Below are 24032 nucleotides of genomic sequence, written 5' to 3'. Positions count from 1 at the left end.
ACGCCGGAACCCGCGCAGTCCGAGGGATGTACGAGGTGTCGTCCGCTCCAGGGGGAGGCGCTTTGCCGCTGCAGGTGAGTGGTGCTCTGGACATCGCCCACCACAAGCATTTCATGCACGACTTGATCCGGGTGCTCGCGGTGTATGTGGCACTGGCCACCCTGGTGGCAGGCGTGCTGGGTTGGTGGGCAGCAAGGAACGGTCTGGCTCCCTTGCGTGCCATGCGATCGCGCGCCATGGCCATCACGGCCAAGCGACTCGACGAGCGCATGCCCAGCCAGGAATTTCCCATCGAGATGGCCGACCTGGCCACGACCTTGAATGAAATGCTGCGCCGGTTAAAGGAAGATTTCGACCGCCTCTCGGAATTCTCCTCGGATCTGGCCCACGAGCTGCGCACGCCCATCAACAATCTCATGACCCAGACCCAGGTCACGCTCGGCCAGTCGCGCAGCGCAGACCAGTACCGGGACATCCTGGCCTCCAACGCAGAGGAGTACCAGCGCCTCGCTCGGATGGTGGCGGACATGCTGTTCCTGGCCAAAGCCGATCATGGCCTGATCCTGCCCAGCACCGAGAGGATCGAGGTGCATGCCGAGGTGCAAGCCCTGTTCGATTTCTACGAGGCGCTGGCCGAAGAGAAGCAGGTGCAGCTCAAGCTCCTGGGCGCTGCAGAGATTTCCGGCGATCGGTTGATGCTGCGGCGGGCCCTGAGCAACCTTCTGTCCAATGCGGTGAGATACACCCCTGCAGGAGAAAGCGTGGTCGTTGAGATATCAGGAGACGTTCACGGAACCACGGTGGACGTCATCAACCCTGGCCCCACCATTGATGCGCAGATGATCCCTCGCTTGTTTGACCGGTTCTTCAGGGCCGACAAGTCGCGCAAGCAACTCGACTCCGACGGTGCAGGCCTTGGCCTGTCCATCACCCAGGCCATCGTTCAGGCGCACCGGGGCCGCATATCAGTGAGTTCGCAGAGCGGCAGGACATGCTTTTCCATGTTCTTCCCAAGCACACACAGCATCGGCAGGCACCAGACAACAGATGAATGACTCCCTTGGCACCCTCATCGACTGCTGGAAGGCGGATCCGAGCAGCACGTACAACACCTGGTTTCTGTGGGACCAGCGGGTCAAGAACTTCCGGTCGATACGGCGTGGCATCGCGCAGGTCGTGCAGGACATCCGCGACGGGACCTTCGGCAATGCCTATCGTGGCTCCTCCCTGGAAACCATCGTGGGATCCGTCGCTGAGCAGCGCCAGATCTTCAAAGGCGCTGACCACGCATTTCTGTGGAAGCCCAAGCTACGGATCCCCGACATCTACGAAAACGCCAGCAACCAGCGTGCGTTCGCCGATCTGCTCCACGCCTGCGACCAGTGTGGCTGCGCCGAGGACGTGGTGTCGGCCATCCAGCGCATCGACGCGATCGGCATCAAAGGTCTGGGCCCCGCCGTCGCCAATCTGTTGTACTTCATCCACCCGACGCTGGTGACCCCGTTCAACACCGCCATCGTCAACGGCTTCAATGCGGTCACCGGCGGGCGGGTCAGACTCGGGCGCTGGGACCACTATCTCTCGATGCGGGAGGGCCTGCTGCGCGTGAACGAGCAGTACCGCCGGCAGCTGTCCAACGATCTTGGCGCGATTGCAGGCCTCATGTTCGACATCGGCAGCGGCAGGTATGCCGCGCCCCCGGCGGCAATGGATGCGGCGGCAGCAGCCCTGTGGCGGGAAGATCTCCAGCGCGTCCGGCTGGAATCCACGGCCTTGCACAAAGAGTTGTCCCAGGCTGCTGAGAGCGATGCAACCCACACTGGAGTTCAAGCGTCGCTGCGCGACCTTGGCAAGGCTTTGGGGTTTGATGTGTGGATCGCATCCAACGACCGAGGACGTGTGCATGGCGCTGGATTCTTGGGGGACGGGTGCCTGACGCAGTTGCCGGCGACTGCGGACGCAGGATTGGAGTCAGTGCGGCTGATCGACGTCGTTTGGCTTGATCCGCAGACTTCGCAGGTTGCGGCTGCTTTTGAAGTCGAGCACACGACCTCCATCTATTCGGGGATCGTGCGGATGCTGGACCTCGCCCTTGGCACGCCAGTCGCTGACAAGTGCGCGCTGTTTCTGGTGGCCCCGGACAACCGCCGAGACAAGGTGGCTGAACAGCTCAAGAGGCCCGCGTTCTCCCGCGTGTCGGAACTGGGGATCCGCTACCTGCCGTACAGCCAGCTCGAGCTGAACCACGCCTCGATGAGCCGCTTCGGCTCCAGCATCAAGCCGCTGCTGGAGATTTCGCAGCGGCTGTAAGACCGCGCGAACGGCTGCGCTGTCGACGAGATGAGATTTCTGTAATCCCAACGCGAGGGATTGGCAGGTAGAGCTTTGTGTCATGCGGGCTACAGCTCGCGTGTAGGGATCTACCATTTTGCTTCGCGTAGAAAGTGCTCGCCGAGAGATTGCTCGACAGCGCAGACATCGAACTTTTGAAAGCCTCGCCATGATCGTCGCCACAAAGCCATTGGATGCGTTGCTGCCTGTCGCTTCGCTTGGCAAGCCCGCGCCCAAAGCACCGGACGTCCAGGATGGCGGCTTTCTGGACGCCATGAAACAGGCGCTGACCACCACGACCAGGATGCAGAGCGAGTCAGGCCGTTTGAACCGTGAGGTGACCTTTGGAAACCCCACCGTGGGCCTGGAAGAAACCATGCTCGCAGGCGTCAAGTCCAACATCGCGTTCCAGGCCACGCTGCAGACCCGCAACCGCGTCGTCCAGGCCTACACGGATGTGATGAACATGCAGGTGTGATGTCCAGCGAGCGAAGGGGAACGCGCCGACGTGGCATGAGCAGCAAAAAAAGAAAGTCACCTGCGGGTCAGCCACTGACCGGCAGGTGCCTTGATGGCTTTTCAAGCTTGAAGCGTTCACCGCGCAGCATTGCCGCGTGGCGGTGAGCGCCTTGTCAGAGGCAGCAAGCCGACTTAGAACCGGCTTTGCTCGGCGGGTTCCTGCGTGTTGCCCGCGACGGCTGGGTGATGCGCTGCATGGTAGCGATCTGGATAGATCTCGTTGAGCTTGCGCCCGTCCTCACCCACCGCCACGAGCTCCCCTTGGCTGATGGCGCGCGCCAATTCGTTCTTGACCTGGTCGCGGGTCAAGGAAGGTGCGGAGGCGACTGCAGGGTAACGGGAAGGCTCCAGCTCGTTGAGCTTGGCACCCGACTCACCGCCGGCCATGATGTCGCCGGTGCGGATCGCCTGTACCAACTCTGCCTGCACCTGCTCGCGGGTCTTGGCGCCCGACGCGGACTCGGTCACAGGGTAGGAATGCGGGTTGAGCTGCTTGAGCGTCAGGCCGGACTCGCCCGAGGCGAGCATGTCGCCGCTGCGCATGGCCTGCACCAGCTCAGCCTGTACCTGCTCGCGCGTCTTGCTGACGGCTTGGTCCGAAGCGAACGCGGGGGCGGCAATGAGGGAGAGAACGATGAGAGTGGACTTCAGTTTCATGATGGTTTCCTGGTTGGATGAATGAGTGATGAGGGCACTGCTGCGGGACGTGCATGTGCGGCCCCGCGCAGTGTTTTTTGCGGATGTACGGTCAGGGAAGCTGGCGGGCGTCGACCCAGCCTGCCTCGCCGCCCATGTCGCGCACACCGTCGCTGCTCACGGGATTGCGCTTGGCGGCCTGCAGCTCGTCGAGGACTTGCTGGCGGGTCTTCGTCAGCTGAGGACCTTTGACCAGCGGATAGGTGGCTGGATAGCCGCGGCTGATCCAATAGAGCGAGCCGTCCTTCTGTGCCGCCAGCACGGTGTTTTCGACTGCCTGGCGGCTCACCGCATTGCCCAGGTGGTCGGGAGCGAAGCTCACACCTTCCTCCTGGCTTGGGCTGGCGTGGTAAACGGAAGTGGCGAAGGATGCCGTGGCGGATACAGCGAGGCTGGCGACGAGGACGGCGGTACGGATTTTCATGATGGTCTCCTGTGGCGCCGGATGCCCGATATGGTCCATCCAGGTGGCGTTTTGTGCACCACGGAGAGAAGTCTAGAAATTTCACCCCCACACAGGGCTGACCTCCCGATTACGCTTTTGAAATGCATCGGCAGACGCCTCGCTCGCACTTACGGCTTTCTCGCATGAGGGCGCGCAAGTGAGGCTTGAACTCACCGCGCAAGAGCAATGCACTCCGTTTGTGAGCGCCAATTGCCGCTGTTTCCCTCCAATCTGACGCTCCGATTACATCGTTGAAATCTCTCGGTAATCCTGGTGCGAAATCAGACGCAAAACACCTCGCTCACGTGCCAATCATCGGTCCCCGCCTACAGTGCCGGCCGCTGCGCGCAGCAAAAGATGACTGTTCCTGGCAGCGAGTTGCGCAGGATTTCACACGGACCCTACCAATCGAACGAAACCAAGGAGCTTTCAATGAACCACACCCAAACCCCTTACCAAAGCTGTATCCAAGCTTGCCTGTCGTGCGCCACGGCCTGCAACCAGTGCCATGCCGCGTGCTTGCAGGAAGACGATGTGAAGATGATGGCGCGCTGCATCGCTCTGGATGCGGACTGCGCGGCCGTGTGCAGTTTCGCTGCGGGCGCAATGGCCCGCAACAGCGACCACGCCAAGGCCATCTGTGCGTTGTGCGCCGAGATTTGCCAAGCCTGCGGCGATGAGTGCGCCAAGCACGAAGCGGAGCACTGCAAGGCCTGCGCTGCGGCGTGCCACAACTGCGCCAAGGAGTGTCGCTCCATGGCCAGCGCCCACTGAACCACCACAGTTCCCGCCTGGAGAAACGCTATGACCAATTCCTCCCCCGTCCTGAAAGCAATCCCCGCCTCAGCATTGGTGGTCAGCGCCTTGCTGTGCCCCGTGATCGCGCAGGCACAGCAAGCACCGCACGCTGGCATGAAGGGCTCCGGCATGGATGCGTCCATGCCCGCCGGCAAGATGGACATGAAGTCCATGATGAAGGAGAACAACGAGAAGATGTCCTCCTTGGCGATGACCGGAAACCCCGATGTGGACTTCGCGCAGATGATGCGCATCCATCACCAGGGCGCAATCGACATGGCGCAAGGCCAGTTGCGCGATGGCAAGGATCCGCAGCTGTTGAAGATGGCCAAGGAGATTATCTCGGCCCAGAAGAAAGAGATCGCAGTCCTCGACGCATTCTTGGCTCGAAGCGGAAAAGCGCCCGCTGCCGCCGCCAAGTAGGCTACCGGCCATGCCACTCCAACGGCCCCTGTACCTGGATGCGCTTCAGGTGCAGGGGCCGCGGCGCATGGACGCCATGCAAGGGAGCGTCGGCCCAACGCCAATGCAGATTTGCGACAGATCAGGAGTTGCCGTGGTTCAGGCTTGACATTACCACCGTGTCAGGCCCTATCGTCACCGCAAGGCCTGTCCGCAAGCAGACAGCCTCCTGGAGATCACGATGAACCATCAACAGTCAACCAACGGGATCGTGCAGCCGTCTGGAATCGGCGCTTGGCGAAGCGGCAACAGAGTTGTCGGCGCAGCGATCATGCTCGCGCTGATAGGGGTGTTCTTCCTTTCGCGGGAGCACTGGGAGCACCTGGCCGGGTACTGGCCCTATCTGCTCTTGCTCGCATGTCCAGTGATGCACCTATTTCACGGCCCCCCCGGACCACGCGGCAGTGGTCCGAGCGACCGTTGACAGTGCGCACGGCTCAGATCAGCAAAAGGAGTTCCATACATGTCAACAGCAACACCGCACGACCACCAAGCCCATGATGGGCACCAAGCGCACGAGGGGCATGCGCACCATGGGGGCCACGACGAGCATGCCTCCCAAACGCCGACTGGTCTCAAGGACCCCGTGTGCGGCATGGATGTCACGAGGCAGTCCCTTCATTCAGCGGAGCACGAAGGACACCACTACTACTTTTGCAGCGCCAAGTGCCGCACAAAGTTTGTCGAGGCACCAGAGAAGTACGTGCCGGGGCGCGACGCACTGGCTCCTCCCGAGCCAGAGCCGGTCCAGCCGGGCACCACCTATACATGCCCGATGCACCCTGAGGTTCAGCAGGACCACCCTGGGAACTGCCCCAAGTGCGGCATGACACTGGAGCCGATGCTCCCGACGCTGGATGAAGGCGAGAACGCCGAACTGGTGGATTTCCGCCGCCGTTTCTGGTGGACCCTGCCGCTCACCGCGGTCGTCACCGTTTTGGCCATGGCGGGCCACCGCTTGCAGTGGTTCGAGATGGCCACCCAGAGCTGGATCGAGTTGGTCCTGACCGTACCCATCGTCCTGTGGGCCGGATGGCCGTTCTTCCTGCGTGGAGCCCAATCGGTTGCCAATCGCAGTCCCAACATGTGGACGCTGATCAGCCTGGGCACCGGCGCGGCCTTCGTGTACAGCGTGGTGGCCACCGTGGCGCCCGGCGTGTTTCCGGCGTCGTTCCAGGCCATGGGGCGCGTATCGGTGTACTTTGAAGCAGCGGCCGTCATCATCTCGCTGACGCTGCTCGGCCAGATGCTGGAGCTCAAGGCCCGCTCCCAGACTTCCGCAGCGATCAAGTCGCTGCTGGGCCTGGCGCCCAAGACCGCGCGCCGCATCGGCGCCGATGGGCAGGAAAGCGACGTGCCCCTGTCCCACGTGCACGTGGGCGATCTGCTGCGCGTGCGCCCGGGCGAGAAGGTGCCAGTGGATGGGGTGGTGGTCGAGGGCAGCAGCGCCGTGGACGAGGCCATGCTCACGGGCGAGCCGGTTCCCATCGTCAAGGGGCCGGGGGACTCGGTGATTGGCGCCACGCTCAACACCAATGGTGCGCTGATCATCCGATCCGAGCGCGTGGGCTCAGCTACCATGCTGTCCCAGATCGTGCAGATGGTCTCGCAGGCGCAGCGCTCGAGGGCGCCGATGCAGCGCATGGCGGACCAGGTGGCGGGGTACTTCGTCATGGCCGTCGTCGGAATCGCGCTTCTAACCCTGTTTGCATGGGGTCTTTTCGGGCCAGAACCACGTTGGGTCTATGGGCTGGTCAATGCGGTGGCCGTGCTGATCATTGCGTGCCCTTGTGCCCTGGGCCTGGCAACGCCCATGTCCATCATGGTGGCAACGGGCCGCGGCGCGACCAGCGGTGTACTGTTCCGGGACGCTGCGGCCATCGAGAACCTGCGCAAGGTGGACACGCTGATCGTGGACAAGACCGGCACGCTGACCGAGGGCAAGCCATCGTTCGAGCGGGTGGTGGCCATGCCCGGCCTGTCCGAGGATGAAGTGCTGCGCCTGGCGGCCAGCCTGGACCAGGGTAGCGAACACCCCCTCGCGGACGCCATCGTGCAGGCGGCCCGCGCCAAGGGCCTGGCGCTCGATAAGCCCGAGGACTTCGAATCCGGATCAGGCATCGGAGTGCGCGGCCGGGTGGGAGGCCGCCAGTTGGCCCTCGGTAACACCGTCCTGATGGAGCAAGTGGGGGTTTCCGCAAAGCCGCTCCTCGCCCAGGCCGAGGCTTTGCGTGCCACGGGTGCGAGCGTGATGTACCTGGCAGCCGATGGTCAACTGCAAGGCCTGCTGGCGGTCTCGGACGCGGTCAAGGAAAGCACCCCGGAGGCCTTGGCCACCTTGCACGCGGCTGGCCTGCGCATCGTGATGGCTACGGGCGATGGCATGACCACCGCCAAGGCAGTGGGTGCCAAGCTGGGCATCGACGAGGTTCACGGTGAGGTCAAGCCTGCGGACAAGCTGGCCCTGGTGTCCCGGCTGCAGGCAGAGGGCCGCGTGGTTGCCATGGCCGGAGACGGCATCAACGATGCGCCCGCGCTGGCCAAGGCCGATGTAGGCATTGCGATGGGCACGGGCACCGACGTGGCCATGAACAGCGCCCAGGTCACCCTGGTCAAGGGTGATTTGCGCGGGATTTCCACGGCGCGCGAGCTGTCCGAGGCGACAGTGGGCAATATGAAGCAGAACCTGATGTTCGCCTTCCTATACAACGCCCTGGGCATTCCGATCGCCGCCGGCCTCCTGTATCCATTCACCGGCTGGCTTCTGTCGCCGATGATCGCCGCCCTGGCCATGAGCCTGAGTTCTGCATCCGTGATCGCCAATGCATTGCGTTTGCGCAAGGGGTAGACAGTAGCCCGAGCAGAAACTGATCTGCATCATGCCGCTCCCCTCCGACTTGGGTACCATCGCACCATGACAAATGTCAGAAGCATCGTGTCGCGCCAAGGACGCTGGATTGCCAGCCTCCTAGTCGCGGCGTTGCTTCTCATGCAATTCGCCCTGGCTGCCTATGCCTGCCCGAGGCTTGACTCTGCAGTCCATGCATCGGCGATGCAAAAGGCGGGCATGGCCATGGAGGAAGCGGTCCCGATGGCGTCCATGCCGGAGTGCCATGCCATGGCGACGACCATGGACGAGCAGGATCCGCAGCTATGTCGGGCGCATTGCGAAGGTGACAACCAGTCGACGCCTTCGCTGCACAGTCTTGATCTGCAGGCCATCGCGGCGCACGCCATCTGGGTTGCCTATGTGCTGCCCGCGGTGCTGGACGAATTGCAACGCGCCGACCCCCGGGCTCTCTACGCAGAGTTCGATAGCCGAGCGGGATCCCCACCCCTCTATCTGACACACCAGGTCTTTCGGAATTGATCGTGCACGGCGTGCACGCTGCGCTGCAGCGTGTGCGCAAGTCTGACTTCGTGCCCATTCATTTTCGAGGACCATCATGTCAAATGTCTTTACCGGCGCCCCGTGCGGGCGCAAGGCCGCGTCTTCACGCGTCCCGCAGCGCACCCAGGCGTGCCACCTAAGCTCCCTGCGCCTTGGCGCGCTGGGAGCCTTGCTGGCAACCGCAGGTGCCGTCAGCACCCCCATCTATGCCCTGGGCTTTACCGAAGCGCTGGAGCTGGCGGAGCAACAAAGTCCCCGCATCGCAGCCCAGCGGCTGCAGATTGACGCAGCCGGCAGCAGCCAGAAGGCGGCCGGAACGCTCCCCGACCCCAAACTGTCGGTGGGTATCGAAAACTTTCCCATCACCGGCATGGACCGCGGAAGCCTCACGCGCGAATCCATGACCATGCAGCGCCTGGCGTTGATGCAGGAAGTCCCCAACCGGGCCAAGCGCGATGCGCAGATCGCCAGTGCCCAGGCCAAGGTAGAGCGCGAACGAGCCACTTTGGCGGTTCAGCGGGTGCAGATACGACAGGAACTGAGCCAAGCCTGGATCCTTGCCCAGGCCATCGAGCAGCGCGATCAAGTGCTCACGGCCTTGCTGGCGGAGAACCAGCGCCTGCAGGACACTCTTCCCTCGCGCATCGCAGGAGGCACCGCCCAGGCGGGTGACCTGCTGGCGGCCCGGCAAGAGGCGCTTGCTCTGTCGGATCGGCGAGATAACCTGCGCAGGGATCGCGCAAAGGCCCGCGCGATGCTGCGGCGCTGGGTGGGCTCCCGTTCGGATGAAGCCTTGGAAGGCACGCCGGGTCCGCTCAATCGCCCTGTGGAAGAACTGCGCACGCAGGTGCAGCGCCACGCCGAGCTCGCCCAGTATCCCGCCATGCAGGCCATGGCCGCGGCCGAGTCGCTCGAGGCGCAGGCGCAAGCGCGCGGCGACTGGTCTTGGGAGGTCGCCTACAGCCGCCGTGCGCGCCAGTGGGGCGACATGGTGTCTTTCCAGGTGACGTTTGATCTTCCGTGGCAACAAGAGCGGCGTCAGGGGCCCCAGATCGAGGCCAAGCTACTGGAGCTGCAGCGCCTTGAGGCAGAGCAAGAAGACGTGACCCGCAGGCGCTTGCAGGAGCTGGACGACAGCGCCGCCGAGCTGGCTGCGCTGCAAAGCCAGATCGAGCGCCTGCAGTCCGCCGGCATTGGTCTGGCGCAGGGACGTGCCCAGCTCGCGCTTGCCGAATACCAGGCCGCCAAGGGCGACCTCAGTGCAGTGCTGGGCTCCCGCGCACAAGTGCTGGAAGTGCAATGGCGCTTGATCGACCTGCAGGCGCAGCGCGATGCAGTGACTGCCCGGCTGAACAGCCTGATCGCCGACTGAGCGGAGAACGACATGACAAATTCTGGTTTCAAGAAGACCGCTGTGGCGGTGGCGTTGCTCTGCGCAGGCATCGCGCTGGGATGGGGCCTGGCCCAATGGCGAATCTCCGGTGGCATCGGGACTGGTGTCTCCACGGCAGAGACAGGAGCCGCGAAAGCCGACCGCAAGGTCCTGTACTGGTACGACCCCATGGTGCCGACACAGAAGTTCGACAAGCCGGGCAAGTCGCCCTTCATGGACATGGCCTTGGTCCCGAAGTACGCCGAGGAAGACATGCAGCAAGGCAGTGGGCTGAATGTGTCCGCACAGGCAGTGCAGGCCCTTGGCCTTCGCACCGCCGTGGTGGAGCAACGTGACATAGGCGCCGACGTGGATGCGCTGGGCACGGTGCAGCTCAATGACCGGGATGTGAGTATCGTCCAGGCCCGCTCGGCCGGGTTTGTGGAGCGGGTGTACGCCAGGGCGCCGGGCGACGTGGTAGCCGCAGGCGCGCCGCTGGCCGACCTGCTGCTGCCCGAATGGGTCGCTGCTCAGCGCGAATTCCTCGAGGTCCGGGCCCTCAAGGACGACACGCTGACGGCGGCCGCGCGCCAGCGACTGGCGTTGCTGGGCATGCCGGCTGCGCTCGTAGCCCAGGTAGAACGCACGGGCGAACCCCAGGGCCGCTACGTCGTGACCTTTCCGCAGGGGGGCTTGGTGGCGGAGCTCATGGTGCGCCAGGGAATGACCGTTTCTGCGGGTGCCAGCCTGGTGCGCGTGAACGGGCTGGCCAGTGTCTGGATCGAGGCCGCTGTTCCCGAGGCGCAAAGCGGGCCCTTGCAGTTGGGACAGGATGCACAGGTTCGTCTGGCCGCGTTCCCCGGTGAAACTCTCACGGCCCGTGTCGTGAGCATCCTTCCCGAAGCCAACCGCGACACCCGAACGGTGCGCGTGCGCCTGGAGCTTTCCAATCCCGGCCAGCGCCTCAAAGCCGGCATGTCCGGGCAGATCGTCCTGGCCGGCCGCAAGCAGCCTGCGCTGCTTGTGCCCAGCGAGGCCGTGATCCGAACCGGCAAGCGGGCGCTGGTCTACGTGGTCGATGGCCCGGGAAAATACCACCCCGTCCAAGTGCAACTCGGCGCCGAAATCGGTGACCGCCTGGTCGTGCAAGGCGGACTGATCGCGGGACAACAGGTGGTTGCTTCCGCGCAGTTCCTGATCGATTCCGAGGCCAGCCTCAGGGGCGTGATTCCCCCCCAGACAGACACTGGTGCGCGCGAAACCGCTCCCCAAACAACTGCGGCACAAGGAACCGCTCCGCCCGCGGCAGGCAGCTTCACGGTTCGAGGCGAGGTTCTGGAAGTGGCACCCAATGTGCTGACGCTTGCCCACGATGCCGTTCCGGGTCTGAAATGGCCTGCCATGACGATGGGCTTCAAGCTGGAAAAGCCTCAGTTGGCGATGGGCCTGCTGCCCAAGCAGCAGGTGCGCTTCACTTTCTCGAAACAGGGCGAAGACTATGTCATCACCGCGGTGGAAAGGATCAAGCCATGATCGCGCGACTGATTCGCTGGTCGGTTGCGAACCGCTTTTTGGTTCTCCTGGCCACATTGATGCTCACGGCCTGGGGCGGGTGGGCTGTGCGCATGACCCCCGTGGATGCGCTGCCAGACCTCTCGGACGTCCAGGTCATCATCCGCACCAGCTATCCCGGCCAGGCACCACAGATTGTTGAAAACCAGGTGACCTACCCGCTGTCGACCACGATGCTGTCCGTGCCTGGGGCGAAGACGGTGCGCGGGTTTTCGTTCTTCGGGGACTCGTTCGTGTACATCCTGTTCGAGGACGGAACCGATCTCTACTGGGCGCGTTCGAGGGTGCTGGAGTACATGAACCAGGTCCAGGGCCGGTTACCGGCCACGGCCAAGTCGGCCCTGGGACCGGACGCGACGGGTGTGGGCTGGATCTACCAGTACGCGCTGGTGGATCGCACTGGCAAGAATGACCTGGCCCAACTGCGCGCCCTGCAGGACTGGTTCCTGAAGTTCGAACTCAAGAGCTTGCCCAACGTCGCCGAAGTGGCTTCGGTGGGTGGAATGGTCAAGCAGTACCAAGTCTTGCTCGACCCCATCAAGCTCGCCTCCTACGGGATCAGCCAAGGACAAGTGCGCGAAGCGGTCATGAATGCGAACCAGGAAACCGGAGGATCGGTGCTGGAACTGGCCGGTGCGGATTACATGGTTCGCGCCAATGGCTACCTCAAGACCCTTGACGACTTTCGTGCCGTGCCCCTGGCGGCGCGCGGCGGAATCACGGTACGCCTGGGAGATGTCGCCACCGTCCAGACAGGCCCGGAAATGCGGCGCGGCATCGCGGAGCTCGACGGTGAAGGCGAGGTCGCAGGAGGGGTGGTCATCTTGCGCTCTGGCAAGAACGCCCAAGAGACCATCGCGGCCGTCAAAGCCAAGCTGGCTCAACTGCAAAGCAGCCTGCCCGAGGGGGTGGAGATCGTCACCACGTACGACCGCAGTGCACTCATTGAGCGGGCCATCCAGAACCTCACGGTCAAGCTGCTGGAGGAGTTTGCCGTGGTCGCGCTGGTCTGCGTCGTTTTCCTGTGGCACCTGCGATCTGCGCTGGTGGCCATCATCTCGCTGCCGCTGGGAGTCATGACGGCTTTCCTGGTCATGCACTATCAGGGCATCAACGCCAACATCATGTCCCTGGGCGGGATCGCGATCGCCATCGGTGCCATGGTGGACGCCGCAGTGGTGATGATCGAGAACGCCCACAAGAAGCTGGAGGCCTGGCAGCACGCCCATCCGGACCAGGCATTGGTCGGGCAGGAGCGATGGCAGGTCATCGCGCAAGCAGCTGAAGAGGTCGGGCCCGCGCTGTTCTTCTCGCTGCTGATCATCACCTTGTCCTTCGTACCGGTCTTCACCCTCGAAGCGCAGGAGGGGCGCCTGTTCGGGCCGCTGGCCTTCACCAAGACCTATGCCATGGCCGCGGCGGCGGGCCTTTCCGTCACCTTGATTCCCGTGCTTATGGGCTACTGGATACGGGGACGCATCCCCGACGAGCAGAAGAACCCCATCACGCGGGCGCTGATCGCCGTGTACCGGCCGTGCCTCGAATGGGTGCTCTCCCGCCCCAAATCGACCCTCGTCATCGCCGTCCTGGCACTGGCAACCACGATCTGGCCGTTGTCCCGGCTGGGCGGCGAGTTCTTGCCGCGCCTGGACGAGGGGGATCTTCTGTACATGCCTTCGGCGCTGCCGGGCTTGTCGGCCCAGCGGGCAACCGAGTTGCTGCAGCTGAGCAATCGCATGATCAAGACGGTACCCGAGGTCGAACGGGTGTTTGGCAAAGCGGGACGTGCGGAGACAGCAACCGACCCCGCACCCCTGGAGATGTTCGAGACCACGGTGAAGCTCAAACCCAGGGACCAGTGGCGCCTAGGCATGACGCCCGAAGGCCTCATCGAGGAGTTGGACAAGGCCGTCAAAATCCCTGGCCTGTCCAACATTTGGATCCCCCCCATCCGCAACCGCATCGACATGCTGGCCACGGGCATCAAGAGCCCGATCGGTGTCAAAGTGACTGGAAGTGACCTGCGCGTGATCGATGGGCTCGCAGCCCAGGTCGAGCAAGTGGCCAAGGGGATTCCTGGCGTGTCATCCGCGCTCGCGGAGCGCCTGACGGGAGGCCGCTATGTGGACGTGCGCATCAACCGCGCAGCGGCAGGAAGGTATGGCCTGAATGTGTCCGACGTCCAGGCCGTAGTCTCAGGGGCCATCGGGGGGGAAAACATCTCCGAGACCGTCGAAGGGCTGGCCCGGTTCCCCATCAGTTTGCGCTACCCGCGTGAATGGCGGGATTCACCCGAGCGGCTGGCCCAGTTGCCTTTCTCCACGCCCGCAGGGCAGCAGGTCACCTTGGGCAGCGTGGCCACGGTGTCCATCACCGATGGCCCTCCCATGCTCAAGAGTGAGAACGCGCGCCCGTCGGGCTGGGTGTATGTAGATGTGCGGGGGCGAGATCTGGCCTCGGTGGCAAATGACCTGCGGGAAGCGGTGGGCCGCCAGGTCAAACTTGAACCCGGGGTCAGCATCACGTACTCGGGCCAGTTCGAATACTTGGAGCGGGCGAACGCGCGCCTGAAAGTGGTGGTGCCCGCGACCCTGCTGATCATCTTCGTGCTGTTGTACCTGACTTTCTCCCGCCTTGGCGAGGCGGCCCTGATCATGGCCACGCTGCCGTTTGCGCTCACAGGAGGCATCTGGTTCCTGTACGTGATGAACTACAACCTGTCGATCGCGACGGGGGTCGGTTTCATCGCGCTGGCAGGGGTTGCTGCGGAGTTCGGTGTGGTCATGCTCATTTACCTCAAGCAGGCACTGGCCGAGAGGTGCCCGGATGGTCGGCAGCCTACGCTTGAGGAGTTGCTGGACGCCATCCGGGAAGGCGCCGTACTACGCGTGCGGCCCAAAGCCATGACCGTGGCAGTGATCCTGGCAGGCCTGGTTCCTATCGTGTGGAGTAGCGGAACAGGTTCGGAGGTCATGAGCCGCATCGCGGCCCCCATGCTGGGCGGAATGGTGACCGCGCCATTGTTGTCCCTGTTTGTGATTCCCGCTGCCTACGTGCTCATGCGCAGGCCAAAGATCGGCAAACATTTGGACCGCGCGCCTTCGTAATCCTGGCATCGACAACTACCGACCGATCCCCCTCTCTTCGCTCTCGAGGGGCAGAGCGCACACCCTAGGGGCTGTTGAGAATCAACGGGAGTTGATAACAGCCGCCGCAAGATGGATCTCGGCTGCGAAGCTGGTGTCCGTCTTGTCGCTGCGCAGTGCGATGCGTTTGAACTCCTTGAGCTTGCCGAAGAAGTTCTCGATCAAGTGACGCCACTTGTAGACCTCACGATCAATCTCCAAAGGAGATCGCCGATGCGGCATCTGTGAGATCAACACCTGTGCTCCGCGTCTGCCCAACTCCTCGATCAGCCAGTTGGCATCGAAGGCTTTGTCGCCCAGCAGCGACTCGAAGCGCACGTTGGCAATCAACTCTTTCACTCCCGTGATGTCGTTGCGCTGCCCTGGCATCAGGATGATCTTCACCAGATTGCCCAACGCATCGGTCAGAGCCAGGATCTTCGTAGTCAGGCCTCCTCGCGAGCGACCAATAGCCTGGTCCGAAGCCCCCCCTTTTGCCCCCTGGCCATGCCGATGCACTTTCACAATCGTGGCATCCACCATCGCATATTCCATGTCCGGCTGCTCGCTGGTCTCCAGCGTATGCAGCGCAAGCCCTGTCTCTTATCGAACCATGCTGGGAATCGAGCTGAGGACGCCCTGCAGATAGTCAACAAGCGTAGCCAAAAGCCAAGGCCCTGCGATGATCAGTGCGACCAGAGCTGCTATAAGTTTAGGAATGAAAGAGAGGGTCGGTTCGTTAACTTGAGTTGCGGCCTGCAGGATGCTCACGATGAGCCCAGCGATCAACACAACCGAAATGATGGGCGCAGCCACCATCAGGAGCATATAAAGCGCATTTTGAGCGGCAGTAAGAACGTGCTGGGAACTCATAGACTATCGGATATGAACGGCCTGACCCACACCCCCATAGCGGCGCTCGACCAATGAGCGACCCGCCAGGAGAAGCTTGTCGGGGGAGTTTTCATCGTCGCCGCCCGAGATCGTTGCTCAGCCCATGCGCGAAAATGTACGGTAGATCCAGGATTGCTTTACTTGAGCGTGGGAACGTCAGCGACAGGTGCTCCCACACGTCGCAGTGCCCAGCTCGGATGCTTTTGTGACCGCTCAAGGTCCGCCAGCACCTCGTCCCGTGTCGCAGCCTTGCCCTTCACTAGGACGGGAGCGCCAAACCGATGGTATTGCCACAGCCCGTCTTTCTTGGACTGTTCCATCTCTGCCAGGACCTGATCGCGCGACTTGCCCGCCTGCGCGTGTTCGGGATGCGTCGTGTATCCCATCTCGGTGCTCGCGGGGTGGATCACGCTGCTGGCCAGGGCCGGGGCAGCGACCGCGGCCAGCGACAAGGCGGTCAGGAAAGTGCGGACTGTCATGTGTATCTCCTTGGGTTTGAATGAACGTGCCCCGTCATCTGCGCCGCTGTAGGGCCAGCAGTCGGGCCACGTGTGACAGTTTGCTGACCGCATGCCGACAGCTTGCGCACCACAGGATTACAAGTTTGTTATGTTCATAGCGCCCACTCGGGCGTGCCGTGTGGCCCGCACGGCCGGCGCGCTTGCACGCTTGCGCGCGCGCGGACTGCGGTCGAGACGCCAGTACAATTTTCTGGATGCGCTCCCGACTGCTTGTTCTTTTGCTTGTGCTTTTGCCGCTGCAACTGGTCTGGGCTGTAGTGGGGCCGCACGACAGCGCGCCGGAGTATGGGGTTTCGCTCATGACAGCACGGCACTTGTGCGAACACCACCAAATGGGCCTGGCTGCGGCCGACGAGCAGTTGGCTCGGGAGTCAGCTCGAATGGGCACTGCCGCTATCGAAGTGGAGTGCGGCACATGCCACGCCCAGGGTCCAGAGGCGCTGCCCGCGCGGCGCGGCGTTTGCGCGGCCGTCGGGCAGGAGCACTTTGGCATTTCTATCAGAGCGCGCTGGTCCGCAGTGCCTGCCAACCGTCCCGAACGTCCTCAGTGGCACGCCCTGGCCTGACCAGGGTATCGCCCAGCAATCCACGGCGATCCCTGCCAAGCGTGCCGGCACCTGTGTGCCGGCCTCGACGCATGCCTTCGGGATCTCTTCATGTTCATAGCCATTGGGCCGCCTGGCCCGCAAACCACCGCAAGTAGTGCTGCGACACCCCCTTGCTGCACTCTCCTGAGGATGCAATGGAGGCACCGATGAAACATACCTCATTGCTACTTCTGGCCGCCTGGTTGACCGCCGTTGTAGCAACAGGCGGCGCGCTGTTCCTCGGCGAGGTGATGGGCATGGCCCCCTGCGTGATGTGCTGGTACCAGCGCATCGCCATGTTCCCCTTGGTAATGGTGCTGGGCATGGCCTTTTACAGCGAGGACCGCCGGGGAGCGGTCTATGCCTTGCCCCTGGCGCTTGCAGGCGCGGCCGTAGCGGGCTACCACAGCCTTCTGGCTGCAGGCCTGGTTCCCAGGGCATGGGTTCCATGCGCTGTAGGCGTGTCCTGCGCCGATCAGAAGCTCGACTTTTTCTATGGCATTGAACTGCCCTGGCTTTCCTTGGCGGCGTTCATTGTCATCGCCGTTTCACTCTGTCTTTATCTGCGCAAAACAGCCAAATGATCCACCGCAAATACATCATCGCCCTCGTGCTGGGCGTCGCACTTGCAGCCTTCGCGGTCGGTGCGAGTCTCTACCAGAGCCATGTGACCAGCAACCAAGAGCAGCATGCCGCCGGGCAGTCTGAGCGGCTGGTGCGCATGCATTCGCCAGTCATCGGCCCCCGAGAGGCGCCCGTGACCATTGTCGAATTCTTCGATCCCGCATGTGAGACCTGCCGCGCTTTCTATCCGGTCGTGAAAGATCTCATGCAGCGGTATCCCTCCCAGGTACGGTTGGTCATCCGGTATGCACCGTTCCACCAGGGCTCGGGCGAGGTGGTCAAGCTGCTGGAGTCCGCGCGGCTGCAGGACAGGTACCTCGTGGTCTTGGAGTCCCTGCTGGCGGCACAGCCACAGTGGGCAGACCATGGAAGTCCCAATCTGGCATTGGCCTACAGTGCGGCCGAGCAGGCAGGTCTGGACATGGCGAGAGCTCGGGCCGACATAGCATCGCCCACGCTGGAAGCGATGCTGCAGCAGGATGTGCAGGACCTGACTGCCCTCAAGGTCGACAAGACCCCGACCTTCTTTGTGAATGGGCGGCCGTTGCCCAGCTTTGGCGCCAAGCAACTGGCTGAGCTGGTAGCCCAGGAGGTCTCCAAGGCGGGCAAATAGGCATCGTGCGTCCCGGGCAATCGCTAGTGGGAATGGGCATGCTCCTTGGGCTGCGCAGGCTGGGCCTTCGCGGCAGGCTCGACCCGCGTGCCGCGAAGCAGGCGCAGTCCATTGCCCACGACCAGCAAGCTGGCCCCCATGTCCGCAAAAACGGCCATCCACATGGTCGCAGTGCCCACCACCGCCATCACCAGAAAAACGCTCTTGATACCCAGCGCCAAGGTGATGTTCTGCCAGAGAACGGCATGGGTGCGCTTGGACAGGCGCACGGTCTCGGCGACGCGCTGCAGGTCATCGTTCATGATGACCACGTCGGCCGCTTCCATCGCCGTGTCAGTCCCCGCACCGCCCATGGCAAAGCCGATGTCGGCCTGCGCCAGCGCCGGCGCGTCATTGATGCCATCGCCGGTCATACCGGTGGCGCCATAGCGCTTTTGCATCTCCTTGATGGCATCAAGCTTGGCTTCGGGCAGCAGATCCCCGCGGGCATCATCAATGCCGGCCTGTGCTGCGATGGCCTTTGCAGTGGCCGTGTTGTCGCCGGTCAGCATCACCGAGGTCACTCCCAGTGCCTTGAGATCGACGATGGCCTGCTTTGAGGTCTCGCGGATGGTGTCCGCTACCGCGAAGAGCGCCAGAACCCGCGAGTCGTCTGCCAGGAGGGTGACCGTGCGGCCTTGCTTTTCGTGGATGGCCAGCTCCGCCTCCAGGTCCGGTCCGCACAACCCCTGCTCGTGAATAAGCCGGTGATTGCCCAGCACCAGGCGCGCACCATTGACCACGCCCTCGACACCGCGCCCGGGCAAGGCCTTGAAGTTCTCAGCCTCGGGGCCTTGTGCCTCCAGTCCCTGAACAATCGCCTTGGAAACGGGGTGATCGGAACGGGCCGCCAGGCTGGCGGCCATCTGCTGGATAGCGCCCTCATCGCCAGCGCCCCATACCTGCCACTTCACCAGCTTGGGTTTGCCCTCGGTGATGGTGCCCGTCTTGTCCAGCGCAACGGCTTTCAGGAGCCGGGCGTCTTCCAGGTAGGTTCCGCCCTTGATCAGGATCCCGCGGCGCGCTCCCGCGGCCAATCCGCTGACCACTGTGACGGGCGTGGAAATGACCAGAGCACACGGACAGGCGATCACTAGCAGCACCAAGGCCTTATATAGCGCCTCCAGCCAAGTCAGGCCCATCAGGAAAGGGGTCAGCACCGCTACCGCCACGGCAATGGCGAAGACAGCAGGGGTGTAGATCGAGGCGAAGCGGTCGACGAAGCGCTGCGTCGGTGCACGCGTGCCCTGCGCCTGCTCCACGGCCTGGATGATCCTGGCCAGGGTGGTGTTGCTGGACAAGGCAGTAACCTCAAACTCCAGTTCACCAGTCTCGTTGATGGTCCCCGCGAACACCTGGTCGCCAGGCGCCTTGTCCACGGGAATGCTCTCGCCAGTCACCGGCGCCTGGTTGATGGCCCCGTTGCCCTTGGTCACCTTGCCGTCCAGCGGCACCCGTTCGCCTGGCTTGATGCGCACGGTTGCTCCAATGGCCACCGAAGCCACCGGTGTAGCAGACCACGACCCATTTGCTCCCAGAACCAGTGCCTCTTCTGGGGCCAGTTCCAGCAAGCCCTTGATGGCGTTGCGGGCCCGGTCCACGGCTTTGGCCTCGATGAGTTCAGCAATCGCGTACAGGGCCATCACCATGGCAGCCTCAGGCCACTGACCGATGAGGAATGCGCCCGTGACGGCCACCGACATCAGCGCATTGATGTTGAGCTTGCCGCGCAGCAGTGCCGCAATGCCTTTTTTGTAGGTGTCGATACCCGCCAGCCAGATGGCCACGGCGGCGATGGCCATGCCGGCCACCTTCCAGGCCATCTGGTCGGGTGCAAAGAAGGAAAGGACCTCAGCCCCAGTCGCGAACACCAGCGCAGCCACCAACCGGGAAATGCCGCCTGCAAAACCATGTCCTTGGTCGTGGTCGTCGGCTGATGCACCCGCCTGTCCGCCGTCAGAACCGGCCACAGGCTGCGGATCGAAGCCCGCTTTCCGGATGGCGTCGAGTGCCAACGGGTAGGTGCTTTCCTCTGCGTCGATCTTGAGCGTCCGTGCGCCGAGCTGAAAACCCAGAGAGCGGATTCCATCCAGAGGCTCCAGCGCCCGGCGAATCTCCGCCTCCTCGGCACTGCAGTCCATGGTCGCAATGCGAAACACCCGGCCCTGGCCACCCTGGGTGCTTGCCGCAGTGGCGACCGGCTGTGGATCGAAGCCCGCCTTGCGGATAGCATCCAGCGCCAGGGGCAAGGCGCGATCGTCCGCATCGATCTTCAGCGTGCGCGCGCCGAGCTGAAAACCCAAGGACCTGATTCCCTCCAGAGGTTCCAGCGCCCGCCGGATCTCCGACTCCTCGGCGCTGCAGTCCATAGTGGCGATTCGGAACAGCGTGCCCTGGCCTGGGCTGCTTGCGGCGGCAGGAGCCGAGGCAACGGTACTCGAGCAGCCCGAGGAGCAGCAGGTGTCAACAACGCTGGAGGAAGTGCTGGTTTCTGGTTTCATGGCCTAATTGGAAACCCTGTAGTGACCTTAAAGTCAAGCGACTTCCCAGATGTCGCCGCATTGTCCTACGTAAACCAGATTTTGCAGAGGACGCTTCATGAAAATCGGCGAACTTGCCAAGGCCACAGGCACGCAGACAGAGACCATCCGCTACTACTAGCGCGAGAACCTGCTGCCGATCGCGATGCGCACAGAAAGCAACTACAGGGTCTACGACAGCAGCCACGTCGAGCGCCTGGCCTTCATCCGCCATTGCCGCTGCCTGGACATGACGCTCGATGAGATCCGGGTGCTGTTGCATTTCAAGGACGCTCCGGATGAAAACTGCGGCGCAGTGGACGCGCTTCTTCGGGAGCACATCGGGCACGTGGTTTCTCGCATCCGGGAACTCCAGGCACTGGAGTCGGAATTGCGCAGCTTGCAACAACAGTGCTCACCAGGCCATCTCGCCAGTGAGTGCGGCATCTTGGGCGGCTTGGCCAATGCGGCACTTCAACACAATCACATGCAGCCCAGCGAAGCCCACCCGCCAGGTGCTCATCATGATATTGGCGTGGCTCCGAGGCAGCGGGCCAACAAACGACGCTGATTTTCAGTGAGCGCGAATTTCTATCCCGACACTTGTCACCCCATTCTCTGACCTGGCCACCGGCTTGCCCTGGTGCATGCGGGCAATCGCGCCCACGATGGCCAGGCCCAGGCCATGGTTGCTCTGCCCATGGCTGCGAGCAGGATCTGCCCGGAAGAACCGGTCAAACAGCTGGGGAAGTATTTCGGGATCGATGGTGTTGCCGTAATTGGTGACACTGATCAGCACGCGGTCCTCGTCAACAGTTCTCAGGTTGATCTGGACGATGGAGCCAGTGCTCGCGTAGCGGGTGGCGTTTCCCAGCAGGTTGGACAAAGCCCGGCGCAACAACGGCACGTCGAAGGTGCCATGCGCATCGCCGACCACTTTCGCGGTGAGACCCGCCTCGGCCAGCGCCGCCTCGTGGTAGTCCAGCACGTCGGCCGCCACCGATGCCAGGCTTGCCACGGGCGCGCGACGCGCTCCCACGCCTCGATCCGCCTGGGACAGGAACAGCATATCGTTGACGATACCGGTCAGGCGATGCAGCTCCTCCAGATTGGACGCCAGCACCTCGCGAATATCCGCCTGCTCGGGGCGCCGCAGCGCCACCTCTTGGGTGGAAATCAGCGTGGCCAAAGGCGTGCACCACGCGTGCTCCACGTCCGCCTTGACGCCCTCCCTCGGGGAGTAGGCCTTTTCAATGCGAGCCAGGAGTGCATTGAACTGGTCGATCAGCGGCACGAGTTCAAGGGGCTGCTCCGCGCCATCGAGCCGCTGGTGGAGGTTGTCCGCCGAAACGGCGCGCGTCTGGCTGGCCAGTCTTCGAACGGGCGCCAAGCCCAGGTTGACCAGGGAGAAGCCGCCTAGCGAAACCACGACGGCCCCGCCAATGGCTGCCACCAGCAATGTGACTGCAAGCCGGTGCAGCAACTGGTTGTCGGTCTGGATGTCCAGCGACAGCTGGACGCGCAGACTCTTTGAGGGTGTCTGGCCTGCAGACTGCGCCACTTCGAACTGCCGCTGGCGCCAGACCGTCTTCTCATTCTGGTTGCGGGTATGGGCGTAGAGGACGGCCCCATCGGCCTGCGCTACTTCAAGCGAAAGATCTCCGTGCCCCACCAGGAAATCATCGAGCTTGTGAGCAAGGTCTTCCGAATCCCCGTGCTCCTTGTCGTCCGCCAGCAAGTGCCGGATGACGTTTTCCTTTTGCGCCAGCGTTTCCTCCTGTCGATCTCGGAAGTTGAATTCGGTCACCAGGTAGACGGCCAGACAGACCAGCCCGAGCCCGGCAAAGCTCTGAAGTGCCAGCCACCACGACAACCGCTGGCGCAATGAGCGATGTTGGACCAGAGCCTTCATCCGTTGCGCTCTTCCATGACGTACCCCATACCTCGGATGGTGTGCAGAAGCGCGGTGTCAAAGGGCACATCGATCTTGGTACGCAGGCGCCGTATGGCGACCTCCACCACGTTGGTATCGCTGTCGAAGTTCATGTCCCAGACCTGCTCGGCGATCTCCGTGCGAGACAGCACTTCTCCCTTCCTTCTCAGAAAAAGGGTCAGCAGCAGGAACTCTTTGGCAGTCAACTCCAAGCGCTGACCGCCTCGTGACGCCTTGCGCCGCACCAGGTCGACCTCCAGGTCGGCCAAACGCAGTTGCGTGGGCTCTGCCGTGTCCCGTGCTCCGTGGCTACGCCTGAGCAGAACCTGGATGCGGGCGCTCAACTCGGAAAACGCAAAGGGCTTGACCAGATAGTCATCGGCACCCGTCTGAAGTCCGAGCACCCGATCCTCGACACTGACCCTGGCTGTGAGCATCAAGACGGGGGTCTGCCTGGTCTTGCGAAAGGCCGTCAGCAGGCTGAAGCCGTCGATCCCTGGGAGCATCGCGTCCAACACCAGCAGATCGTGGCCGCCTTCAAGGGCCATGTGCAGGCCGTCCACGCCGTTGTGGGCGACGTCCACCACATAGCCGACCTCTCCGAGGCCCTTGCGCAGGTACTCGGCCAGCTTGACTTCGTCTTCGATGAGCAGAATTTTCATGGTGCCATTCTCGAAGAATGCCGCCTGTTCGTAGATTACGAATTTGTCATCTGGCTGTTGGCGCCTTGTCGCGCGCCGATTTCTACAGTCCCACCGTGTCGAAAGGCATAGCCCGGGCAAGTCGCCGCTGGCTCATCCGAATCAAGGGACCACACCATGACCGTTCGCAAACCCCTCGCACTCTCCCTGATTGCCCTTGCCATTGCGGCCCCAGGCCTGGCATCTGCTTCGGCGCTCTACCATCCCGCCGGCGGTGAAGTGGGAATGACCACCCATCCCGACCACGTGCAAAGCAACATGTCCCGTGGCGACGTGCTCCGGTCGGTCGACGTCGCGCGCAAGGACGGTACGCTGGCGATCCTGTCACGGGGTGGTGCACTGCCTGTCAAGGCAACGGGCGGCTCCAAGACGCGTGAGCAGGTGCAGCAGGAATACCTGAACATGTCAGCCGCTGAAAAACAGCGCATCCAGGAACTGTACGGCTCGGGCGGCTGATAGTCACACGAAGTTTTCTGGACCGCGTGCTAGACTCAAAAAATGCGCCGCCTGATCGTCGTTTTTATGCTTGCATTGCTCCCGTTCCAGTTCAGCTGGTCCGCGGTGGCTGCTTATTGCATGCACGAGAACTCGACCGCCCAGGCGCAGCATCTGGGGCATCACGAACACAAGCACGAAGCCAAAAGCGGGATCGCCCAAGCCGACAAGACCGGCCAAGGCGCAGACATGTCCGATGTCGACTGCTCGGTTTGCCATGGTGCCGGCATCGGGGCCCTCAACTGGTCTTGTGCAAAACATCGCATCTGCCATGACAGCCGTGTGGACTCACCCTCAGGTGAGCGCTTGGCGGCTGTAACGCCCACCCCCCCCGACCGCCCACAGTGGCCCGTCCTCGCCTGATCGGCGGGGGCATCTCTCCTTCTTTCAGTCCT

At 63.0% G+C, this 24032-nt stretch carries 23 protein-coding genes and 1 pseudogene; 16 read left to right on the top strand and 8 right to left on the bottom strand.

Going from position 1 to position 24032, the window contains the following annotated elements:
• The 3 genes from ACK59X_RS01215 to fliE all read left to right on the top strand — a co-directional run.
• Window positions 1-1055 (top strand): heavy metal sensor histidine kinase (locus ACK59X_RS01215; protein WP_409954616.1); only part of this gene is annotated, 1055 nt, incomplete at its 5' end.
• Window positions 1048-2310 carry a type II restriction endonuclease gene (locus ACK59X_RS01210; protein ID WP_409954615.1) on the top strand — a complete coding sequence of 421 codons (1263 nt, stop codon included), beginning with the start codon at window positions 1048-1050 and terminating at the stop codon, window positions 2308-2310. The genes ACK59X_RS01215 and ACK59X_RS01210, both read left to right, overlap by 8 nt.
• Before the next feature lie 190 nt (window positions 2311-2500).
• Window positions 2501-2809 carry a flagellar hook-basal body complex protein FliE gene (gene fliE, locus ACK59X_RS01205; RefSeq protein ID WP_409954614.1) on the top strand — a complete coding sequence of 103 codons (309 nt, stop codon included), beginning with the start codon at window positions 2501-2503 and terminating at the stop codon, window positions 2807-2809.
• Between the two features lie 173 nt (window positions 2810-2982).
• Here fliE and ACK59X_RS01200 read toward each other — a convergent pair whose 3' ends face one another.
• Both ACK59X_RS01200 and ACK59X_RS01195 read right to left on the bottom strand, forming a co-directional pair.
• A complete protein-coding gene (locus tag ACK59X_RS01200) occupies window positions 2983-3507 on the bottom strand; it encodes a DUF4148 domain-containing protein (RefSeq protein ID WP_409954613.1) in 525 nt (174 codons plus the stop codon).
• Between the two features lie 91 nt (window positions 3508-3598).
• Complete coding sequence (locus ACK59X_RS01195) at window positions 3599-3970, bottom strand: hypothetical protein (RefSeq protein ID WP_409954612.1); 372 nt, start codon at window positions 3968-3970, stop codon at window positions 3599-3601.
• Between the two features lie 378 nt (window positions 3971-4348).
• Between ACK59X_RS01195 and ACK59X_RS01190 the strand changes: the two genes are divergently transcribed.
• The 8 genes from ACK59X_RS01190 (at window position 4349) to ACK59X_RS01155 (ending at window position 14693) form a co-directional block, all read left to right on the top strand.
• Window positions 4349-4765, top strand: a complete 417-nt coding sequence (locus ACK59X_RS01190; RefSeq protein ID WP_409954611.1) for a four-helix bundle copper-binding protein — start codon at window positions 4349-4351, stop codon at window positions 4763-4765.
• Window positions 4766-4795: 30 nt separating this feature from the next.
• The gene (locus ACK59X_RS01185) at window positions 4796-5212 is read left to right on the top strand and encodes a DUF305 domain-containing protein (protein WP_409954610.1); all 417 of its coding nucleotides are present in this window, start codon (window positions 4796-4798) and stop codon (window positions 5210-5212) included.
• Between the two features lie 220 nt (window positions 5213-5432).
• Window positions 5433-5675, top strand: coding sequence for a DUF2933 domain-containing protein (locus ACK59X_RS01180; protein ID WP_409954609.1), 243 nt, complete (start codon window positions 5433-5435; stop codon window positions 5673-5675).
• Window positions 5676-5846: 171 nt separating this feature from the next.
• The gene (locus ACK59X_RS01175; protein ID WP_409954618.1) at window positions 5847-8099 is read left to right on the top strand and encodes a heavy metal translocating P-type ATPase; all 2253 of its coding nucleotides are present in this window, start codon (window positions 5847-5849) and stop codon (window positions 8097-8099) included.
• Between the two features lie 66 nt (window positions 8100-8165).
• Window positions 8166-8621 (top strand): hypothetical protein, encoded by a 456-nt coding sequence (locus tag ACK59X_RS01170; protein ID WP_409954608.1) that lies wholly within the window; start codon window positions 8166-8168, stop codon window positions 8619-8621.
• A gap of 76 nt (window positions 8622-8697) precedes the next feature.
• Complete coding sequence (locus ACK59X_RS01165; protein ID WP_409954607.1) at window positions 8698-10014, top strand: TolC family protein; 1317 nt, start codon at window positions 8698-8700, stop codon at window positions 10012-10014.
• A 12-nt stretch (window positions 10015-10026) separates the two neighbouring features.
• A complete protein-coding gene (locus tag ACK59X_RS01160) occupies window positions 10027-11547 on the top strand; it encodes an efflux RND transporter periplasmic adaptor subunit (RefSeq protein WP_409954606.1) in 1521 nt (506 codons plus the stop codon).
• On the top strand, window positions 11544-14693 hold the full coding sequence (locus ACK59X_RS01155) for an efflux RND transporter permease subunit (protein WP_409954605.1): 3150 nt from the start codon (window positions 11544-11546) through the stop codon (window positions 14691-14693). Before ACK59X_RS01160 ends, ACK59X_RS01155 begins: the two co-directional genes overlap by 4 nt.
• A gap of 81 nt (window positions 14694-14774) precedes the next feature.
• On the opposite strand, the gene ACK59X_RS01150 is transcribed toward ACK59X_RS01155, so the two are convergent.
• The 3 genes from ACK59X_RS01150 to ACK59X_RS01140 form a co-directional block, all read right to left on the bottom strand.
• Entirely contained in the window at window positions 14775-15266 is a 492-nt protein-coding gene (locus ACK59X_RS01150; protein WP_184856146.1) for an IS5 family transposase, read from the bottom strand.
• 48 nt (window positions 15267-15314) lie between these two features.
• Window positions 15315-15584 carry a flagellar biosynthesis protein FliQ gene (gene fliQ, locus ACK59X_RS01145; protein WP_184856145.1) on the bottom strand — a complete coding sequence of 90 codons (270 nt, stop codon included), beginning with the start codon at window positions 15582-15584 and terminating at the stop codon, window positions 15315-15317.
• Window positions 15585-15742: 158 nt separating this feature from the next.
• Window positions 15743-16084 carry a DUF4148 domain-containing protein gene (locus ACK59X_RS01140; protein ID WP_409954604.1) on the bottom strand — a complete coding sequence of 114 codons (342 nt, stop codon included), beginning with the start codon at window positions 16082-16084 and terminating at the stop codon, window positions 15743-15745.
• A gap of 796 nt (window positions 16085-16880) precedes the next feature.
• Here ACK59X_RS01140 and ACK59X_RS01135 point away from each other — a divergent pair.
• Window positions 16881-17297: a disulfide bond formation protein B gene (locus tag ACK59X_RS01135; RefSeq protein ID WP_184856143.1), complete on the top strand. Its 417-nt coding sequence runs from the start codon at window positions 16881-16883 to the stop codon at window positions 17295-17297.
• Window positions 17294-17950, top strand: a complete 657-nt coding sequence (locus tag ACK59X_RS01130) for a DsbA family protein (RefSeq protein ID WP_409954603.1) — start codon at window positions 17294-17296, stop codon at window positions 17948-17950. Before ACK59X_RS01135 ends, ACK59X_RS01130 begins: the two co-directional genes overlap by 4 nt.
• A 23-nt stretch (window positions 17951-17973) precedes the next feature.
• Here the strand turns inward: ACK59X_RS01130 and ACK59X_RS01125 are convergent, their stop codons facing one another.
• Window positions 17974-20490: a heavy metal translocating P-type ATPase gene (locus ACK59X_RS01125; RefSeq protein WP_409954602.1), complete on the bottom strand. Its 2517-nt coding sequence runs from the start codon at window positions 20488-20490 to the stop codon at window positions 17974-17976.
• A 97-nt stretch (window positions 20491-20587) separates the two neighbouring features.
• On the opposite strand from ACK59X_RS01125, the pseudogene cadR reads away from it, so the two are divergent.
• A pseudogene (cadR, locus tag ACK59X_RS01120) lies at window positions 20588-21079 on the top strand (Cd(II)/Pb(II)-responsive transcriptional regulator).
• A gap of 3 nt (window positions 21080-21082) precedes the next feature.
• Here cadR and ACK59X_RS01115 read toward each other — a convergent pair.
• Entirely contained in the window at window positions 21083-22420 is a 1338-nt protein-coding gene (locus ACK59X_RS01115) for a heavy metal sensor histidine kinase (protein ID WP_409954601.1), read from the bottom strand.
• Window positions 22417-23103, bottom strand: coding sequence for a heavy metal response regulator transcription factor (locus ACK59X_RS01110; RefSeq protein WP_409954600.1), 687 nt, complete (start codon window positions 23101-23103; stop codon window positions 22417-22419). The genes ACK59X_RS01115 and ACK59X_RS01110 overlap by 4 nt, the downstream gene beginning before the upstream one ends.
• 156 nt (window positions 23104-23259) lie before the next feature.
• Here ACK59X_RS01110 and ACK59X_RS01105 point away from each other — a divergent pair, with 156 nt between their 5' ends.
• Window positions 23260-23598 (top strand): DUF4148 domain-containing protein, encoded by a 339-nt coding sequence (locus tag ACK59X_RS01105; RefSeq protein WP_184856138.1) that lies wholly within the window; start codon window positions 23260-23262, stop codon window positions 23596-23598.
• Window positions 23599-23640: 42 nt separating this feature from the next.
• Entirely contained in the window at window positions 23641-24000 is a 360-nt protein-coding gene (gene czcI / locus ACK59X_RS01100) for a cation efflux protein, CzcI family (protein ID WP_184856137.1), read from the top strand.
• The last annotated feature ends 32 nt before the right edge of the window (window positions 24001-24032 follow it).

This window comes from Acidovorax sp. (assembly GCF_046339755.1).
Classification (GTDB): domain Bacteria; phylum Pseudomonadota; class Gammaproteobacteria; order Burkholderiales; family Burkholderiaceae_C; genus Acidovorax.
Note: the sequence above shows the minus strand (reverse complement) of the source record. Positions and strands in the feature narration are given on the sequence as shown.

What these genes read in the sequence shown, in the direction of transcription:
- ACK59X_RS01210 (WP_409954615.1), top strand. Translation starts at nt 1,048, where the DNA reads ATGAATGACTCCCTTGGCACCCTCATCGACTGCTGGAAGGCGGATCCG.
- fliE (WP_409954614.1), top strand. Translation starts at nt 2,501, where the DNA reads ATGATCGTCGCCACAAAGCCATTGGATGCGTTGCTGCCTGTCGCTTCG.
- ACK59X_RS01200 (WP_409954613.1), bottom strand. Translation starts at nt 3,507, where the DNA reads ATGAAACTGAAGTCCACTCTCATCGTTCTCTCCCTCATTGCCGCCCCC.
- ACK59X_RS01195 (WP_409954612.1), bottom strand. Translation starts at nt 3,970, where the DNA reads ATGAAAATCCGTACCGCCGTCCTCGTCGCCAGCCTCGCTGTATCCGCC.
- ACK59X_RS01190 (WP_409954611.1), top strand. Translation starts at nt 4,349, where the DNA reads ATGACTGTTCCTGGCAGCGAGTTGCGCAGGATTTCACACGGACCCTAC.
- ACK59X_RS01185 (WP_409954610.1), top strand. Translation starts at nt 4,796, where the DNA reads ATGACCAATTCCTCCCCCGTCCTGAAAGCAATCCCCGCCTCAGCATTG.
- ACK59X_RS01180 (WP_409954609.1), top strand. Translation starts at nt 5,433, where the DNA reads ATGAACCATCAACAGTCAACCAACGGGATCGTGCAGCCGTCTGGAATC.
- ACK59X_RS01175 (WP_409954618.1), top strand. Translation starts at nt 5,847, where the DNA reads ATGGATGTCACGAGGCAGTCCCTTCATTCAGCGGAGCACGAAGGACAC.
- ACK59X_RS01170 (WP_409954608.1), top strand. Translation starts at nt 8,166, where the DNA reads ATGACAAATGTCAGAAGCATCGTGTCGCGCCAAGGACGCTGGATTGCC.
- ACK59X_RS01165 (WP_409954607.1), top strand. Translation starts at nt 8,698, where the DNA reads ATGTCAAATGTCTTTACCGGCGCCCCGTGCGGGCGCAAGGCCGCGTCT.
- ACK59X_RS01160 (WP_409954606.1), top strand. Translation starts at nt 10,027, where the DNA reads ATGACAAATTCTGGTTTCAAGAAGACCGCTGTGGCGGTGGCGTTGCTC.
- ACK59X_RS01155 (WP_409954605.1), top strand. Translation starts at nt 11,544, where the DNA reads ATGATCGCGCGACTGATTCGCTGGTCGGTTGCGAACCGCTTTTTGGTT.
- ACK59X_RS01150 (WP_184856146.1), bottom strand. Translation starts at nt 15,266, where the DNA reads ATGGAATATGCGATGGTGGATGCCACGATTGTGAAAGTGCATCGGCAT.
- fliQ (WP_184856145.1), bottom strand. Translation starts at nt 15,584, where the DNA reads ATGAGTTCCCAGCACGTTCTTACTGCCGCTCAAAATGCGCTTTATATG.
- ACK59X_RS01140 (WP_409954604.1), bottom strand. Translation starts at nt 16,084, where the DNA reads ATGACAGTCCGCACTTTCCTGACCGCCTTGTCGCTGGCCGCGGTCGCT.
- ACK59X_RS01135 (WP_184856143.1), top strand. Translation starts at nt 16,881, where the DNA reads ATGAAACATACCTCATTGCTACTTCTGGCCGCCTGGTTGACCGCCGTT.
- ACK59X_RS01130 (WP_409954603.1), top strand. Translation starts at nt 17,294, where the DNA reads ATGATCCACCGCAAATACATCATCGCCCTCGTGCTGGGCGTCGCACTT.
- ACK59X_RS01125 (WP_409954602.1), bottom strand. Translation starts at nt 20,490, where the DNA reads ATGAAACCAGAAACCAGCACTTCCTCCAGCGTTGTTGACACCTGCTGC.
- ACK59X_RS01115 (WP_409954601.1), bottom strand. Translation starts at nt 22,420, where the DNA reads ATGAAGGCTCTGGTCCAACATCGCTCATTGCGCCAGCGGTTGTCGTGG.
- ACK59X_RS01110 (WP_409954600.1), bottom strand. Translation starts at nt 23,103, where the DNA reads ATGAAAATTCTGCTCATCGAAGACGAAGTCAAGCTGGCCGAGTACCTG.
- ACK59X_RS01105 (WP_184856138.1), top strand. Translation starts at nt 23,260, where the DNA reads ATGACCGTTCGCAAACCCCTCGCACTCTCCCTGATTGCCCTTGCCATT.
- czcI (WP_184856137.1), top strand. Translation starts at nt 23,641, where the DNA reads ATGCGCCGCCTGATCGTCGTTTTTATGCTTGCATTGCTCCCGTTCCAG.